A 15,813-nucleotide genomic window follows, 5' to 3' on the forward strand; every position below is an offset into this window, starting at 1 on the left:
GGTGGCCGGGCTGGGACGCTTCACCCGCGCCGAAGGATGTCCGGCGTGGACGACGGCCGCACAGTGACCGCGTGGGCCAACTGTTGCTGGAACTTCTGCCGTTCATCGCCGGGCTGGCGGTGACGCCGGCCGCTGTCGCCACCGGCATCCTCTTCCTGGGGTCGCACCGGCCGGTGGCCAACGCGCTGGCCTTCGCCGGCGGCTTCGCGGCGGTCTACGCCGTGCTCTCCGGGCTGGTGCTGTTGCTCACCGGCGGCGACGCCGCGCCGCTGATCTCGCCGGAGACCAAGGCGTGGGCGGGATTCTGCGTGGGCCTGCTGCTGCTCGCGCTGGCCGCCGCCATGATGGTGCGCCGCCGGCTGCACATTCCCGCCAAACCGTCGCGACTGTCCCAGATGATCGGGGAGGCGCGGCCGCGCCGGGCGTTCGGCGTGGGCATCGTGCTGGCGATCGTCAACCCCAACGTGCCGATCCTGCTGGGCGGCCTGACGGTGGTGGCCGCGGCGCCGATCGACGGTCCGGGACGCGTGCTGGGTGTGCTGGCCCTGCTGGCCGGAGCCGAGCTCGGCCTGATCGGACCCGCCCTCTGGTACGTGGCCCGGCCGGTCCCGGCCGCACAGCGCCTGAAACGGCTGAACGGCTGGCTCGAGCGGCACCATTTCGCCGTCGATCTCACCGTCCTGCTGCTCTTCGGTGCGCTGTTCACCGCGACCGGGCTGGTGGACCTGTTCACTCCGGCGGGATGAGGGCCGGCGCGGGCGCGGTGCCGACCCTGTAACCATGGCGAGGGCGTTCCGGGGTGTCATCAACGTGGACGTGCGGGACTCGGTCGCGGACTGGGAGCCGTACACACCGGCCCGGGCACCCGCCGGGGCGCCGAACGTGCTGCTGGTGCTCCACGACGACACCGGACTCGCGGCTTGGGAACCGTTCGGCGGGCGGATCGCCATGCCGGCGCTGCGGCGGCTCGCCGCCGACGGCCTGCGCTATGCGCAGTGGCACACCACCGGCCTGTGCTCGGCCACCCGCTCGTGCCTGCTCACCGGCCGCAACCACCATGAGAACGGGAACGCCGGTCTGGCCGGTGCCCCCACCGGATTTCCCGGTTCGCACGGTCGCATCCCGGCCGGGCACACGTTCCTGGCCGAGGTGCTGCGGCGGCATGGGTGGGGCACGTTCTGGCTGGGTCAGAACACCAACGTGCCCGCGGACGAGCACGGTCCCGGCGCCTCCCGGGCGAACTGGCCCCTGGCCCGCGGCTTCGACCGGTTCTACGGCTTCCTCGGCGGCCGGAGCGACCAGTGGTACCCGAGCCTGGTCTCGGACAACCACCAGGTCGAGCCGTGGGGCACCCCGGAACAGGGTTACCACCTGTCCGAGGACCTGGCCGACCGGGCGATCCGGTGCCTGCGTGACATCCGGCAGTCCGCGCCGGACAAGCCGTGGTTCATGCTCTTCTCCCCCGCCACCGCCCACGCCCCGCACCAGACGCCGACCGGGTGGACCGACCGCTATCACGGCCGATTCGACGACGGATACGACGCGTACCGCCCGTGGGCCCTGTCCCGCATGGTCGATCGTGGTGTGCTGCCACCCGGCGCCGCTCTCGCTCCGACCGGCGCCCCGCACGTGCCCCGGTGGACCTCGCTTCCGGGAGATCGGCGACAGGCTCTCGCCCGGTCGGCCGAATCCTATGCGGGCGCCGCCGATCACACGGATCACCAGGTGGGCCGGATCACCGACCACCTGGCCGCCACCGGTCAGCTCGCGAACACCCTCATCGTCGTGGCGGCCGCCGGCGGCGCCTCGGGCGACGGGACGGGCGACGGCTGGGCGACCGCCTTCTCCACGCCGTTCCGCGGATACGCCCGGCACTGCTTCGAAGGCGGAGTCTGCGCGCCGCTGGTCGTGCACTGGCCGGCCGGCATCCGCGCCCGCGGTGAGGTGCGCCATCAATACCACCACGTCATCGACGTCGTACCGACGATCCTCGACTCCTGCGGCGTGCCCTGGCCCGAGGACCAGCCACCCCTGCCCGGGGTCTCGCTGCGGTACAGCTTCGACGCACCGCTCGCCCCGACCACCCGGCACACCCAGTACTACGCGGTGCTGGGCGGCCGGGCTCTCTGGCACGACGGGTGGAAAGCCGTCGCCGAGCACGATCCGGCGGGCGGCCGGGGCCGGTTCGACCGTGACCGCTGGCGGCTGTTCCACACCGACGCCGACCGGTCCGAGGCGCACGACCTGGCCGCCGAGCAGCCCGAGAAGGTGCAGGAGCTGGTCAACATGTGGTTCCGCGAGGCCGGCCGGTTCGACGTGCTGCCGCTCGACGACCGTACGGTCCCGGAGATCCTGCTGGAGGAACGGGCCGAGGCGAACCGTCCTGCGACGCGGGTGTTCTATCCGGACGCGGCCCCCGTGACCGGCTGGGATGCGCCGGACGTGCGCGGCCGCTCGTTCCGGGTCGTCTGCGAGGTCGAGCTCGATCACGGCGATGCCGCGGGTGTGCTGATGGCCCACGGCTCGCGATCCGGCGGGCACGCGCTCTTCATCCGGGACGGCCGGCTCTGGTATGTCAACAACTACCCGGGCCTGGACGACGAGCAGCAGTTCGTCTCCGACGACCTGGCTCCGGGCCGCTACTGCTTCAGCGTGGAATTCACCAAGGAGCGGCGCGGCGGGCAGCACGAGGCCGTCGGCACGACCCGGCTGTCGATCAACGACCGGATCGTCACCGAGGGACCCATGTCCACCCAGCCGGGGCCGTTCGCGCCCGGATCGGGCCTGTGCGTCGGCCGGCACAGCGGCGAGGCGGTCAGTGCCGCCTACCGGGCGCCATTCGTGTTCACCGGCGGGCGCATCCTGCGGGTCGAGTTCCTGACGGCCGGCGACCAGCAGATCGACCTCGCCCGCGAGGCCGCGGCGATCCTGGCCGGCGAATGAGACTGCCCCGCCCCGGGTGGCTGTCCGGCTATCGGCGCGGCGACCTGCGGGCCGACCTGCTCGCCGGGGCCGCGGCCGGCGCGGTGGTCATCCCGCAGGCGATGGCGTACGGCACGGTGGCCGGCCTGCCGGTGCAACTGGGCCTCTACACGTGCATCGTTCCGATGATCATCTATGCAATGACCGGCGGGGCCCGGCGGATGAGCGTGAGCACGACCTCGACGATCGTGGCCCTGACCGGCGTCGCGCTGACCGCCGCCGGCTCGGGTGACGACCCGGCGGTGCGGGCCGGCGACGCGGCGATGCTCACGCTGCTGACCGGCGCGGCCCTGCTCCTCGCCCGCGCGCTCCGGCTCGGCTTCCTCGTCGAATCGGTCAACGAGGCGGTGCTGGCCGGGCTCAAGCTGGGCGTCGGGCTGACCATCCTGGTCGCGCAGTTGCCCGCCCTGCTCGGCGTCCCGGACACCGGTGACGGCTTCTTCGCCGACGTGCGCGGCGCGCTGACGCAGCTGGGCGACGTGGATCCGGTGACCGCGCTGATCGGCGCGGGCACGTTGGTGGTGCTGGGCGTTCTGGCCCGCTGGGCGCCCCGGGTGCCCGGGCCCCTGGTGACGCTGGCCGGCGGCATCCTCGTGGTGGCGCTCTTCCACCTGGGTGATCACGGTGTCGCGCTGGTCCCCCAGGTGCCGCGTGGTCTGCCCGCGCTCGAGGTGCCCGCGGTGGACCGGGCCGGTGCCCTGGCCCCGTACGCCGTGGCCATCGCCCTGCTGGCCTTTCTGGAAAGCGTGTCGGTCGCCCGGCTCACCCGGGAACCGCTCGACCCGCCCCTCGACAACGACCGCGAGCTGACCGCGCTCGGGCTGGCTTCGGCCGGCGGGGCGTTCTTCCAGTCGGTGCCGCCGGCCGGCGGCTTCTCACAGACGATGGTCAACGCCCGGGCCGGCGCGCGCACCCAGCTGGCCGGGCTCACGACCGCGGGTCTGGCGGTGGTCACGGCGATCGCGCTGACCCCTGTTTTCGCGTACGTGCCGAAGGCGTCCCTGGCCGCGCTCGTCGTGCTCGCCGTGGCCGGTCTGCTCGGGACGGCCGAGATCCGGCGCCTGTACCGGATCGACCGCGTCGAGGCTCTGGTCGCCGCCATCACGGCGGTGGTCGCCCTGGTCGTCGGGCTGCTCACCGCGGTCCTGGCCGGCGTGCTCCTCACCTACTACCTGGTCCTGCGGGCCCTCAACCGCCCGGCCGTGGTCGAGCTGCGGCGCCCACCGGAGGGCGGTCATCCGGCCCCGGCCCGGCCCGGCGACCCGCCGATACCCGGGCTGCTGATCCTGCGCATCGAGGGCGGCCTCTACACCGGCAACGTGCGGGCCGTGCAGGACCAGCTGCTCGCCGCCGTGGAGGCGGCCGCTCCCCCGCCGCGGGTGCTGCTGATCGACGCGCTGGCCACGGTGGACACGTCGGTCACGGTGATGGACGCGTTCGCCGAGACCGATCAGCGGTTGCGGCGCCGCGGGGTGGAGCTGTGGATCGCGTCGCTGCCGACCCGGGCGCTGGCCAAGGTGCGCCGCACCGCGGCCTGGTCGTCGTGGGCCTCGTCGGGGCGGCTGCACCCCACCGTCGACGCGGCGGTGGCGGTATTCGAGAGCTCGGCGACGAAGGGAGAACGCCATGGGTGAGGCGATCGGGCAGAGTCTGGCCACCGCGGTGGGCGTGGCGGTGAGTCCCATCCCCATCATCGCGGTCGTGCTCATGCTGACCACGCCGCGGGCGCGGGTCAACGGGCCGGCCTTCGTGCTCGGCTGGCTGATCGCCCTGGGCGTGGTCGGCGCGGTCGTGCTCGCGCTGGCCGCGCCGGTCACCGACGCGTCCTCCACCCCGTCCTGGGCCGGCTGGGTGAAGCTGATCCTGGGCCTGCTCGTGCTGCTGGTGGCCGTCCGCCAGTTCCGCGGCCGGCCCCGCGACGGGGCCGAGGCGCCGACTCCCTCCTGGATGAACGCGATCGACCGGTTCGGCGCGGGCCGTTCCCTGGGCATGGGGGCGGCGCTGGCCGGGGCCAACCCCAAGAACCTGTTGCTGGCCGTGGCCGGGGCCTCCACGATCGCCCAGACCGGGATTACGACGGGTCAGCAGGCCATCGCGTACAGCGTCTTCGCCGTTGTCGGCACGCTGGGGCTCGCGATTCCGCTGGCCCTGTTCTTCGTGCTCGGCAAGCGGTCGGCCGAGCTGCTGGCGAACCTCAAGGACTGGCTGGCCGGGCACAACGCGGTCATCATGTCGGTGCTGTGCCTGGTGATCGGGGTCAAGCTGCTGGGCGACGCCCTGACGATCCTCTGGTGACCGTCGTCCCGGGTCTCACCCGAGGCGGATGAGGCGCCGGCCGGGCGGCGGGCGCAGCGTGGGCGGCATGGACGACAAGTACGACTGGGGCCCTCTGGAGCTGCTGGTGCTGACCTACCCGGCCGAGCGGCTGGTCGACGGGGCCGCGGCCACCCTCGAACACCTCACCGGCGCGCCCGGTGTGCGAGTGGTCGACGCGCTCGTGGTCCGCTCCGGCGAGGCCGGTGCCGCCACGGCGGTGGAGCTGGCCGACCTGCCCGGGCTGCGCGGCCTCGCGGCCGACTACGCGAGCTCGGGCCTGGTCTCCGAGGACGACCTGCCCGAAATCGCCTCGGTGGTGCCGCCGGGCGCCGACGCCCTCGCCGTCCTGGTCGAGCACACCTGGATCGCCGGCCTGAGCGACCGGGCGGCCGGCCTGGAAGGGTCGGTCGTGGCCGCCGTCCGCATTCCTTCCGCCCACGCCGCCGAAGCTCTCGCCGGGGACTGAGCCCGGCCGTCCGCCGATCTACGAGGAGCCGCCATGTTCCGCCGTCCGCTCGTCGTCCGCCGACGCGCCCCTCTGCTGCGCGGGGCGCTGGTCGGTGGTGCCGGCTTCATGATGGGCCGGGCCGCGACCCGCGCCGCCGACCGCGACTCCGCCCAGGATGCCGCGATCGCCGAGCTGAACCAGCAACAGTCCGAACCCCAGTACCAGCAGCCGCAATATCAGCAGCCGATGTATGTCCCGCCGCCCCGGCCTGCGAACGACCTCACCGACCGGCTCGACCGGCTGGCCGGTCTGCACAGCGACGGCGTGCTGACCGACGAGGAGTTCGCCGCGGCCAAGGCCCGTCTGCTCGGCTCGTGATCGGCACCCGCCGATGAGCTCGTGGGTGGTCCTGGTGATCGGGCTGGTGCTGTGTTTCCTGGGTGTCGGGTCGACACACCTGGCCGTCCTGGCCACCGGCTTCGCCGTCTGCTGGCTGCTGGCGGCGGCCTTCGGCGCGGGCACGGCGACCGCCCTGCTGATCTCGGGCTTCGGTGCGGTACTGGCCTGGGTCCTGGTCTCGCTGATCTTCCGGACGATGGCCTTCTTCCTCGGCACCGTCCTCGGCTCGGTGATCGGCGCCAAGATCTTCACGCTGGTCGACACCGGTGAGGCGAGCGTGCTGCTCGCGGTCGTGCTCGTTCCGGCCGTGGCGCTGGTCTGCGGCTTCCTGGCCTCGCGCTTCCGCGAGCGCTTCCTGCTCTGGGCGACCGCCCTCGGCGGATCCGCCCTCGTCGTGGCGGCGATCGCCTACCTGGTGTCCGGCGCCACCGAGCTGGACGACCCGCGCTCCGCCACCCAGGGCACGGTGGCCGTCCTCGTCTGGCTGGCGATAGCGATCGCCGGCTGGCTGACCCAGCGCCGGGTGTTCGCCCGCCGGCTTCAGACCGCCCGCCGATGACCGACGGCCGGGCAACCGGTGGTCGCCGGCGGTTGCCGAAAACGAGCTGACATCGCCGGCGTACCGCCCCGGCCGAGCAGCCGCCGGAGCATCGGTGCGGGCGGGCCGTACCGCCCCGGACAAGCAGCCGCCGGAGCGTCAGTGCGGCGGGGCCTGCCGGGCCGGGCGAACAGCCGCCGGAGCGTCAGTGCAGCAAAGCCTTGAGTACGATCATGAGGCCGCCGAAGCCACCCGCGGTCACCGCTGAGACCAGGCGCTCGGCCGTCGTGAGCCGGCCGCCCGCGCCCATCTGCCAGCCGGCCAGGCAGAGCAGGAAGGTGCTGCCGGCCAGCGCGGCGAACTCGGCCGTCACCATGCGCGCCCCGGCCAGGCGCACCAGCACGAGCACCAGCAGCGGCAGGGCCGAGGCGGTGACCAGCTCCCAACCGGCGGCCAGTTGCTGTCGCACCGTGTGCCAGGCCGGCCGGTGTCCTTCGTGGAGCCGTTCGGCGACGATCCGGGCGTACCGCTCGGCCGCCCAATAGATCATCAGGGTGATCAGGATCGCCAGCACCTCCCGCCAGGCCCGCTCGGCGTGCGAGGTGGTCAGCATCGCGGCGACCACGATGATGCCGTAGATGCCGGCGGCGGTCCCTTCCGCGCTGCCGTGGGTGAGGCGCACGAGCCTCCTGGCCATGAGCTTTCCCTCCGGTCGTCGCTGCGAGACTGCGTCCGGGTTCGCGGTCCGTCCGATCACCGGGTCCGGACGAGGTAGGACTGGGCCAGGTGGTAGGCCAGCCGGCTCGACTCGCCGACCACCGCGGTCGCCGGGACCACCCGCACCCGGCCGGCCGACAGGCGATCGAGCTGGTCCACCAGGCCCGGGTCGACGCCACTGAGATAGAGCCGGCCATCGACCCGGCCGAGCCGCTCGGCGTAGTCGGCCAGCACCACGAAGAACGTCGCACCGAGCGACACCCGGCCGCGCATCCGCAGCACCACGGCCGGCCGCCGGGTGCCCGTGGGGTCGGGCAGCCGAGCTTGCAGGGTTCGCGCACCGGCGTACAGCAGGCTGCCATAGACATCGAGGAGCGTCACCGCGTCGCTCGCCGGTTGAGCCGGTGCCGGCCGTTCGATCAGCCGGTGATCGCCGTCGGGCACCAGCTCGACGATCGTCAGATCGAGGGCGTCCCGGTTGAGCTGCAGGATGAGCGACAGCACGACCCCGACGCCGACCGCGGCCGCCACCGGCAGAAATAGGGTCGCGAGAAAGGTGGCCACCACGGCGATCCGCGGGATGAGCCCGGTGCGCACCACTCCGCCGACCTTCGCCGGGCTCAGCGAGCCGGCCGCCGCGAAGATCAGGATGGCGGCGAGCGTGGGCTGGGCCACCCGCCCGACCAGACCGGCGAAGAGGGCCAGGATGACCAGCATCCAGCCACCGGCGAAGACCGCGGCCCAGCGGGTGCGGGCCCCGGCGGTCACGTTCAGCGCGGTCTGCCCCACCGATCCGCCGACCGGCTGGCCGCGGAACAACGCGGACAGCAGATTTCCGGCGCCCTGGCCGAGGAAGTCCCGGTCCGCGCCGGGCCGGGAGCCGTCCGCATTGGGCGCCGACTCCGCGACGCCCACGCCCTGCACCAGGACGATCAGCGCCACGGCGGCGGCCCCGGCGAGCAGCGACGGCGAGAAAGCCGTGAAATCGGGGAGCGCCGGTGCGGGCAGTCCGGCCGGGATGTCACCGCTGTCGGCGACGGTGGCCACGTCGAGGTCGGCCAGCGCCACCACCACGGTCGGCACGAGCAACGCGGCCAGGGCGCCCAGGGTGGGACGGCGTACAAGCGCGCCGGCCAGCATGAGCGCGAGCGCGCCCAGACCGACCAGCAGCGCGGGCAGGCTGACCCGTCCGGGGTGCAGCAGCACGGCGAGGGCGGAACCGATCGAGGTGTCCGCGTCGACCTCGGCGCCGGTGAGCGCGGGCACCTGACCGAGCACGATGGTGACGGCTATCCCGGTCAGCAGACCGGTCATCACCGAGTGGGCGACGAAACGGGTGAAGCGGCCCAGGCGCAACAACCCGGCGGCCACCATCATCAGGCCCGCCACGAGGGTCAGCAGCGCCAGGGCGCCGGGCCGGTCGGCCGGTGCGACCCCGGCCACGGCGTTGCCCGCGGCGAGGGCGGCGGCACTGGTGGTGGTGACCATCATCAGCCGGGTGCCGGTGGTCAGCCCGCCCGCGATCGGGCCGAACGCGCTCGCGTACAGGCCGTGCACCGGACTGACCCCGGCCAGCACCCCGGCCGCCATGCCATCGGGCACGCTGGCCACCGCGTTCGGCAGCCCGGCCAGCAGGTCCCGGCGCGCGACACGCCAGCTCGGGAACCGCAGCCTCATGCCGAGATCGTCGCCCGGGTCCGGACGGCCGGGCACCATCCCGTACGGGTGAGGACCGTGACGCCCCGGTCGGCCGACACTGGGCATCGTCAGCGAACCGGGGGTGATGATGGAGCAGACGGTGCCGGTCCCGCTCTCCGCCGAGGAGCGGTCGGAGCTCGACCAACTGCGGGCCGAGGTGGCGACCCTGCGGCGCCACAGCCGGCGCACGCCTGGGGGTGCGGTGCGCGTGGTTTTCGCCGTGCTGCTGCTCGCCCTCGGTTCGCTGCTCGCCCCGGTCGCGGTGGCCGCGATCTGGCTGGGCAATCAGGTGCAGGAAACCGACCGGTACGTGGCCACGGTGGCGCCGCTGGCCGAGGATCCGGCGATCCAGCGGGCGGTGACCGATCGGATCACCGACGAGATCTTCGCCCGGCTCGACGTCCGCGGTCTGACCGATCAGGCCGCCGACGCGCTGGAGGACCGTGGCGCCCAGGTGGCCGGCACGACCCTGCACGCGCTCGCCCCGCCGATCGCCAACGGCGTGCGCGACTTCACCCACGACCGCATCGCCCAGCTGGTGGGCAGCGACCAGTTCGCGCAGATCTGGACCGAGGCCAACCGGGCCGCGCACACCCAGCTCGTCGCCGCCCTCACCGGTGAGCGCGACGGCACTCTCGTGGTCGAGGACGACACCGTGAGCCTGCGGCTGCAGCCGTTCGTCGAGGCGGTCAAGCAACGACTGATCGCCGAGGGCTTCACGCTGGCCGAGCGGATCCCGGCGATCGACGTGCAGTTCACCATTCTGGAGTCGTCCGGGGTGGAGCGCGCCCAAGGTGCGTTCGACCTGATCGACCGGATGAGAGTCGCGCTGCCGGTGGCCGTGCTGGTCCTGCTGACCGTGGGCGTGCTGCTGGCCCGCGACCGGCGCCGGGCGGTCGCCGGGGCCGCGCTCGGGGTCGCCGGTGGGATGCTGCTGCTCGGCCTCGCTCTGGCGCTGGGCCGCTCGGCGTACCTGAACGCCATCCCGTCGACCGTGCTGCCGCGCGACGCGGCCACCGTCGTCTTCGACACCCTTGTCCGCTTCCTGCGCACCGGCCTGCGGGCGGTGCTGGCGGTCGCGCTGGTGACGGCCCTGGTCGCGTACGCCTCGGGGCCGTCGGCCGCCGCGGTCGCCGGTCGCCGCGTCGCCGGCCGCGGGTTCTCCGCCGTCCGCTCGGGTGCCTGGCGGCTCGGTCTGCGCACCGGGCCGGTCGGCCCGTTCGTGCGCGCTCACAAACGCTGGCTGCGGGTCGTGGTCGCCGCCGTCGCCGGGCTGGTCCTGGTGTTCTGGGACTATCCCGACGCCCGCGTGGTGCTCGGCATCGCCGTGGTCGCGCTGGCCGTCCTGTTGCTCATCGAACTGATCGGCGGCCGCACCCCGCGCCCGCCGGTGCCCACCGAAGGAGGAACCCTCGCATGAAGATGCCGATGCTGCGCAAGAAGCGGCCTTCCCGCCGCCGTCCGGTGGCCGTGGCCGCGGCCGCTGTCGGGGTGGCCGGTGCGATGGCCGCTCTGATCGCCGGCCTGCGCCGGAAGCGACGGGCCGGCGGAAAGCACGACGGCACTCCGGCGCCGGCGTTGACTCCGGTGAGCACAGACGCCCGGTGACCGTCGATTCCGGCCGCCCGCCACGCTGACGATCAGGCGCCGACAGCGGCGGGCCCGTAGCCCGCCGCTGGTCGGCGGGCCCGCAGCCCGCCGCTGGTCACCCCGCCGGGACGAGCGGGACAGTCTGCCGGTCGCGGGCCGGTGACCGCATCCGGTGCCAGGCCAGCAGGATCGCGGCGACCGGCGGGGCGATGAAGACCCCGACCACGCCGCCCAGCGCACCGCCGGCCACGGTGACCGCGAGGACGGCCAGCGGATGCATGTCCAGGGCGACCCCGAACGCGTAGGGCCGCAGCACGCCCTCCAGGACGTTCTGGGTGATCAGGACGATCACCAGCATCCAGGCCGCCGTCTCGGGCCCGCCGGAGCCCAGCGCCACGATCACGACGAAGATGGCCGAGAGCCAAGCTCCGATGTACGGGATGAAGGCCGCGACAAAGGTGACCAGAGCGATCACCCCCAGCAGGGGCAGCCGCAGGATCGCCGCGCCGGCCGTGATGACGACCGTGTCCATCGCCGCCACCACCGTGGTGCCGACGACGTAGCGGCGCATCTGCAGAACCGCGACACGCAGCATCTCGCGTCCGGTGGCGGCCGGCACCGGCATCCGGCGCACCAGGCCCTCGCCCAGCGCAGGGGCGTCCTTGAGCAGGAAGAAGAGGACATAGACGGCGAGCAGGGCGCCGACCAGCAGGCCGAACACCGCGGCCACCCCGTCGAAGGCCAGGCCGGCCGCCCCCAGCAGCAGCTCGTGCCGCTGCGACGCGTCGAACAACGGGGTCACCGGGTCGGCGCCGGTCGCGTCGCGCACCTCGGTGGCGGCCTGCCGCGCCGCGTCGGCCCATTGGGTGGCGTCACCGCGCAGGGCCAGCACCGTCACCACCTCCACCGCGATCAGCAGCACCGGCACGGCCAGCGCGGCCAGGATCGCCGCGAGTCCGCGCCGCTTCGCCCGGTTGACCAACGGCAGCAGCACCGCGCCGAGCACCACGGCGACGATCAGCGGCGACAGGTAGGGCAGCAGGAGGATCAGCGCCAGGAGGCCGGCCACGGCGACGACGACGATGCCGGTGACCATCCAGGCCGCCCGGCCGGTCCGGGCCAGGGCCCGGTTCATGCTCTCGCCGGTCACGGGGACCACCCTTCCCCCGACGACGTCAGGCGGTGACGGTGCGCAGGCGGAAGCCCAGCGCGATCTCGGACAGGCCGACCACGATGCCGCTGACGCCGGTCAGCACGATCATCACCCCGAGCGACAGACCCGGCGTGAAGACGAAGACCAGCCCGGCGATGACCGACAGGCCACCGACGACCAGCAGCAAGGCGCGGGCACCGCCGGTCTCCTGCAGTCCCATCACGAACGTCGCGATGCCGCCGAGCAACCAGGTCAGCGCGACGATGGCGGCCAGCACGCCGAGCGCGGTGACGATGTTGCGCAGGCAGATCACGCCGGCCACCACCAGGATCATGCCGACCAGGCCGGACAGCACGCTACGGGCCAGGCCCCGGCCGACCGGCAGGAAGGCGCCGACGATGCGGAACAACCCGGCGAGCAACAGCCAGATGCCGACCAGCGCGGCCATCACGCGCAGCGACAGGCCGGGCCAGGCCAGCACCACGATCCCGAAGATCACGCTGAACGCGCCCAGCAGCAGCGAGGTCCACCAGGGGAAGGGTGATGCGGGCGCCTCTTCACCGGCGATGGTCTGCGACGTCAAAGTCATGGTGAGCCTCCCGGAGTGCGTACGCCTCGGATCGTCCCCGAGCGTCGTCCGGCGAGCCCGGGATCGCCTCACCCCGGATGGGTGATGTCGCGCCGGGTCGCGGCGCGCAGGGTGGCGGCATGAGCAGCCGGGTGCGGGCCGCGGTGGCGTGGGCGACGGAGCGATGGCCGGGCCGGATCATTCTGGGCACCGTCCGGGCCGTCGTGCACCTGGAGATCTTCGACCGGGCCATGACGCTGGCGGCCCAGCTGTTCACGTCGATCTTCCCGCTGCTCATCATGATGGCCGCGTTGCTCGGTTCCGGCTTCGACGAGCGGATCGCCGAGCTCATCGACGTGCCGGTGCAGACGCGGGAGGTGCTCAGCGAGGCGGTGGGCGGGGGCTTCGGCGCCTTCGGGATCGTGGGTGGCCTGGTGGTGCTGGTGTCGACCACCGGGTTGGCGCGAGCCTTCGTCCGGACGTACGCGGTGATCTGGGATCTGCCCCGTCCCCGCAGCAACCCCCGCGACGCATGGCGCTGGCTGCTGGCCGTGGTCGTGCTGGCCGCCGGTCTGATCGGCGTGCAGGTGCTGACCCGCGCGGCGCCGCTCACCACGCCGTTCGCCGACGTCGCGATCGCCCTCTTCCTGCCGTGGATGCTGACCGCCCGGCGGATCCCGGCCCGGCACCTGTTGCCGGGCGCCCTGCTCTTCGCGATCGCGATGCAGGCGCTGCGACCGGTCAGTGCCGTCTATCTGCCGCACTCACTGGAGGTCAGCGAGGCTCGGTTCGGCAGCATCGGCGTCGCCTTCACCTACATCGGCTGGCTCTACATCGTGTCTTTCGTGTACCTCGGCACCGCGGCGGCGGGCCAGGTCATCGCGACCGACCCGGGCCGGCTCGGCCGGCTGATCCGCGGGGAAAGCTCACCCGCCGTGGATGGGGACCGCGCCACCACCAGCGCGTGAGGCTGCCACCAAGGAGGTACGTCATGCCGAAGCAGTTCGCCGGGAAGGTCAGTCTCGACGTGCGGGACTCCACACCGGACTGGGCCCCGTTCCTGGCCGAGACGGCGCCTGAGGGCGCCCCCAACGTCCTGATCGTGCTCTACGACGACACCGGGCTGGCCGCCTGGGAGCCCTACGGTGGCCGGATCGAGATGCCGACGCTGAGCCGGTTGGCCGCCAACGGGCTGACCTATTCGCAGTGGCACACGACGGCGCTGTGCTCGCCGACCCGGTCGTGCCTGCTGACCGGGCGCAACCACCACCAGAACGGCTTCGCGCAGATCGCCGAGGGCGCCCAGGGCTTCCCGGGGCACACCGGGCACATCCCGATGGAGAACGCGGCCATGGCCGAGGTCCTGCGTCAGCGCGGCTGGAACACCTTCTGGGTCGGCAAGAACCACAACGTGCCGGTGGACGAGTGGGCGATGGGCGGGAGCAAGCGCGGCTGGCCGCTCGCCCGCGGGTTCGACCGGTTCTACGGCTTCATCGGCGGGGAGACCAACCAGTGGTATCCGACGCTGGTCGAGGACAACCACGCGATCGACCAGCCGTACGCCCCGGAGGACGGTCACCACCTCTCCAAGGACCTGGCCGACAAGGCGATCGGCTATGTCGCCGACGCCACTCAGTCGGCACCGGGAAAGCCATGGTTCCTGTGGTTCTGCCCCGGCGCCAACCACGCCCCGCACCACGCGCCGCAGGAGTTCATCGATCGCTATCGCGGCAAGTTCGACGACGGCTACGGGGCGTACCGGGAATGGGTTCTGCCCCGGATGATCGAGCGCGGCATCTTCCCCGACGGCACCGAGCTGACGCCGCTCAACCCGATGCCGGACGGCTCGGTGATCGACGCCGACAAGGTCCGCCCATGGGAGGAGCTGAGCGACGACGAGAAGCGCCTGTTCGCCCGGATGGCCGAGGTGTACGCGGGTTTCTCGGAGTACACCGACCACCAGGTCGGCCGGATCGTCGACTACCTGGAGGAGTCGGGTCAGCTCGACAACACGATCATCGTCTACTGCGCGGACAACGGCGCCTCGGGCGAGGGGTCGCCGAGCGGGTCGGTCAACGAGAACCGCTTCTTCAACGCCTGGCCCGACGACGCCGAGTCGAACCTGGAGATGATCGACCAGCTGGGCAGCCCGTCCACCTACAACCACTACCCCACCGGGTGGGCGGCCGCGTTCTCCACGCCGTTCCGCATGTTCAAGCGCTACACCTATCAGGGCGGTGTCAGCGACCCGCTGGTCATCCACTGGCCGGCCGGTATCCGGGCGCGGGGCGAGGTCCGCCACCAGTACCACCACGCGGTGGACATCGTGCCGACCATCCTGGAGTGCTGCGGCGTCGAGTTCCCGTCGACGGTGCTGGGCTACGAGCAGACGCCCCTGCCCGGGGTCTCGATGAAGTACAGCTTCGATGCCGCGGACGCCCCGACCACCAAGCAGGTCCAGTACTACGAGATGCTCGGCTCGCGCGGGCTGTGGAGCGACGGCTGGAAGGCGGTCGCCGAGCACGGGCCGATGATCGGCCGCGGCGACTTCGAGAACGACAACTGGCAGCTCTTCCACACCGACGAGGACCGCTCGGAGGCGCACGACCTCGCCGCCACCCACCCCGACAAGGTCCGCGAGCTGGTCGATCTGTGGTACGCCGAAGCCGGCAAGTACGACGTGCTGCCGCTCGACGACCGTACGGTGGCCGAACTGGTCGCCGCCCAGCCCGAGGCACTGGTCCCGCCCGGCGGCACGTATGCCTACTACCCCGGCACGCTGGAGGTCCCCGAGTTCGCAGCGGCGAACACGCGCGGCCGCTCGTTCAAGATCCTGGCCGACGTGGACATCACCGATCCGGACGCGCACGGCGTCATCTTCGCTCAGGGAGCTCGCTTCGGCGGCCACGCGTTGTTCCTCAAGGACCGCCGGCTCTGGTACGTCTACAACTTCATCGGCATCCCCCCGGAGCAGCAATTGATCTCCGCGCGAGAGCTGGAGCCCGGCCGTCAGGTGCTGGGCATGGAGTTCGTCAAGGAGAAGGTGGGCGAACGGCACGAGACGCACGGCGGCGCCAAGCTCTACGTCGGCGACCAGGTGGTGGCGGAGGGACCGCTGCGCACCCAGCCGGGACACTTCGCGATCGCCGGCGAGGGCCTGTCGATCGGGCGCGATTCCGGTGACTCGGTGAGCAAGGAATACACACCGCAGTTCCCGTTCACCGGCGGCCGCATCGTCAAGGTCGAGGTCAACATCGCCGATGACGTCTACATCGACGTCGAGCGAGCCTTCGCCGCCGCGATGGCCCGCGACTGATAGGTTGTCGGCACGCCTACGAGCCCGGAAGGAGGTCGCATCGTGTCCCACGTTTCGCGCCCCTTCCGCGGCCCGGCGTCCCCGCGGA

15 protein-coding genes are annotated in these 15,813 nt (G+C 72.6%); 11 read left to right on the forward strand and 4 right to left on the reverse strand.

The genetic code is table 11. The features are described 5' to 3' along the window. Nucleotides 1-71: 71 nt before the first annotated feature. The 7 genes from NAG42_RS11635 to NAG42_RS11665 all read left to right on the forward strand — a co-directional run bounded on the left by NAG42_RS11635 (nt 72) and on the right by NAG42_RS11665 (nt 6,704). Nucleotides 72-746, forward strand: a complete 675-nt coding sequence (locus tag NAG42_RS11635) for a GAP family protein (protein WP_250030221.1) — start codon at nt 72-74, stop codon at nt 744-746. A gap of 34 nt (nt 747-780) precedes the next feature. Next, the gene (locus NAG42_RS11640) at nt 781-2,943 is read left to right on the forward strand and encodes an arylsulfatase (protein ID WP_250030222.1); all 2,163 of its coding nucleotides are present in this window, start codon (nt 781-783) and stop codon (nt 2,941-2,943) included. Beyond that, nucleotides 2,940-4,616, forward strand: coding sequence for a SulP family inorganic anion transporter (locus tag NAG42_RS11645; protein WP_250030223.1), 1,677 nt, complete (start codon nt 2,940-2,942; stop codon nt 4,614-4,616). Before NAG42_RS11640 ends, NAG42_RS11645 begins: the two co-directional genes overlap by 4 nt. Next, nucleotides 4,609-5,277 (forward strand): GAP family protein, encoded by a 669-nt coding sequence (locus NAG42_RS11650; protein ID WP_250030224.1) that lies wholly within the window; start codon nt 4,609-4,611, stop codon nt 5,275-5,277. The genes NAG42_RS11645 and NAG42_RS11650 overlap by 8 nt, the downstream gene beginning before the upstream one ends. A 67-nt stretch (nt 5,278-5,344) precedes the next feature. Continuing rightward, nucleotides 5,345-5,764, forward strand: a complete 420-nt coding sequence (locus NAG42_RS11655) for a DUF6325 family protein (protein WP_250030225.1) — start codon at nt 5,345-5,347, stop codon at nt 5,762-5,764. Between the two features lie 33 nt (nt 5,765-5,797). After that, nucleotides 5,798-6,124, forward strand: a complete 327-nt coding sequence (locus tag NAG42_RS11660; RefSeq protein ID WP_250030226.1) for an SHOCT domain-containing protein — start codon at nt 5,798-5,800, stop codon at nt 6,122-6,124. A 13-nt stretch (nt 6,125-6,137) separates the two neighbouring features. Then, nucleotides 6,138-6,704, forward strand: a complete 567-nt coding sequence (locus tag NAG42_RS11665) for a hypothetical protein (protein WP_250030227.1) — start codon at nt 6,138-6,140, stop codon at nt 6,702-6,704. A gap of 184 nt (nt 6,705-6,888) precedes the next feature. Here the strand turns inward: NAG42_RS11665 and NAG42_RS11670 are convergent, their stop codons facing one another. Next, nucleotides 6,889-7,380, reverse strand: coding sequence for a hypothetical protein (locus NAG42_RS11670; protein ID WP_250030228.1), 492 nt, complete (start codon nt 7,378-7,380; stop codon nt 6,889-6,891). Between the two features lie 56 nt (nt 7,381-7,436). Then, nucleotides 7,437-9,077, reverse strand: coding sequence for a SulP family inorganic anion transporter (locus NAG42_RS11675; RefSeq protein ID WP_250030229.1), 1,641 nt, complete (start codon nt 9,075-9,077; stop codon nt 7,437-7,439). 109 nt (nt 9,078-9,186) lie between these two features. Here NAG42_RS11675 and NAG42_RS11680 point away from each other — a divergent pair, with 109 nt between their 5' ends. Both NAG42_RS11680 and NAG42_RS11685 read left to right on the forward strand, forming a co-directional pair. Further along, nucleotides 9,187-10,518: a hypothetical protein gene (locus NAG42_RS11680; RefSeq protein ID WP_250030230.1), complete on the forward strand. Its 1,332-nt coding sequence runs from the start codon at nt 9,187-9,189 to the stop codon at nt 10,516-10,518. Then, on the forward strand, nt 10,515-10,706 hold the full coding sequence (locus tag NAG42_RS11685; protein WP_250030231.1) for a hypothetical protein: 192 nt from the start codon (nt 10,515-10,517) through the stop codon (nt 10,704-10,706). The genes NAG42_RS11680 and NAG42_RS11685 overlap by 4 nt, the downstream gene beginning before the upstream one ends. Nucleotides 10,707-10,803: 97 nt before the next feature. On the opposite strand, the gene NAG42_RS11690 is transcribed toward NAG42_RS11685, so the two are convergent. Then, the gene (locus NAG42_RS11690) at nt 10,804-11,838 is read right to left on the reverse strand and encodes an AI-2E family transporter (RefSeq protein WP_250030232.1); all 1,035 of its coding nucleotides are present in this window, start codon (nt 11,836-11,838) and stop codon (nt 10,804-10,806) included. A 25-nt stretch (nt 11,839-11,863) separates the two neighbouring features. Further along, nucleotides 11,864-12,430: an HdeD family acid-resistance protein gene (locus tag NAG42_RS11695; protein ID WP_250030233.1), complete on the reverse strand. Its 567-nt coding sequence runs from the start codon at nt 12,428-12,430 to the stop codon at nt 11,864-11,866. A gap of 119 nt (nt 12,431-12,549) precedes the next feature. Here NAG42_RS11695 and NAG42_RS11700 point away from each other — a divergent pair, with 119 nt between their 5' ends. Further along, the gene (locus NAG42_RS11700; RefSeq protein WP_250030234.1) at nt 12,550-13,377 is read left to right on the forward strand and encodes a YhjD/YihY/BrkB family envelope integrity protein; all 828 of its coding nucleotides are present in this window, start codon (nt 12,550-12,552) and stop codon (nt 13,375-13,377) included. A gap of 23 nt (nt 13,378-13,400) precedes the next feature. After that, nucleotides 13,401-15,725, forward strand: coding sequence for an arylsulfatase (locus tag NAG42_RS11705; protein ID WP_250030235.1), 2,325 nt, complete (start codon nt 13,401-13,403; stop codon nt 15,723-15,725). The last annotated feature ends 88 nt before the right edge of the window (nt 15,726-15,813 follow it).

This window comes from Paractinoplanes maris (assembly GCF_023544465.1).
Classification (GTDB): Bacteria; Actinomycetota; Actinomycetes; order Mycobacteriales; family Micromonosporaceae; genus Actinoplanes; species Actinoplanes maris.

Excerpts from the sequence above, each read along its gene's own strand:
- NAG42_RS11660 (WP_250030226.1), top strand. The coding sequence starts at position 5,798 with ATGTTCCGCCGTCCGCTCGTCGTCCGCCGACGCGCCCCTCTGCTGCGC.
- NAG42_RS11680 (WP_250030230.1), top strand. The coding sequence starts at position 9,187 with ATGGAGCAGACGGTGCCGGTCCCGCTCTCCGCCGAGGAGCGGTCGGAG.
- NAG42_RS11645 (WP_250030223.1), top strand. The coding sequence starts at position 2,940 with ATGAGACTGCCCCGCCCCGGGTGGCTGTCCGGCTATCGGCGCGGCGAC.
- NAG42_RS11700 (WP_250030234.1), top strand. The coding sequence starts at position 12,550 with ATGAGCAGCCGGGTGCGGGCCGCGGTGGCGTGGGCGACGGAGCGATGG.
- NAG42_RS11655 (WP_250030225.1), top strand. The coding sequence starts at position 5,345 with ATGGACGACAAGTACGACTGGGGCCCTCTGGAGCTGCTGGTGCTGACC.
- NAG42_RS11695 (WP_250030233.1), bottom strand. The coding sequence starts at position 12,430 with ATGACTTTGACGTCGCAGACCATCGCCGGTGAAGAGGCGCCCGCATCA.
- NAG42_RS11665 (WP_250030227.1), top strand. The coding sequence starts at position 6,138 with ATGAGCTCGTGGGTGGTCCTGGTGATCGGGCTGGTGCTGTGTTTCCTG.
- NAG42_RS11685 (WP_250030231.1), top strand. The coding sequence starts at position 10,515 with ATGAAGATGCCGATGCTGCGCAAGAAGCGGCCTTCCCGCCGCCGTCCG.
- NAG42_RS11670 (WP_250030228.1), bottom strand. The coding sequence starts at position 7,380 with ATGGCCAGGAGGCTCGTGCGCCTCACCCACGGCAGCGCGGAAGGGACC.
- NAG42_RS11675 (WP_250030229.1), bottom strand. The coding sequence starts at position 9,077 with ATGAGGCTGCGGTTCCCGAGCTGGCGTGTCGCGCGCCGGGACCTGCTG.
- NAG42_RS11705 (WP_250030235.1), top strand. The coding sequence starts at position 13,401 with ATGCCGAAGCAGTTCGCCGGGAAGGTCAGTCTCGACGTGCGGGACTCC.
- NAG42_RS11650 (WP_250030224.1), top strand. The coding sequence starts at position 4,609 with ATGGGTGAGGCGATCGGGCAGAGTCTGGCCACCGCGGTGGGCGTGGCG.
- NAG42_RS11640 (WP_250030222.1), top strand. The coding sequence starts at position 781 with ATGGCGAGGGCGTTCCGGGGTGTCATCAACGTGGACGTGCGGGACTCG.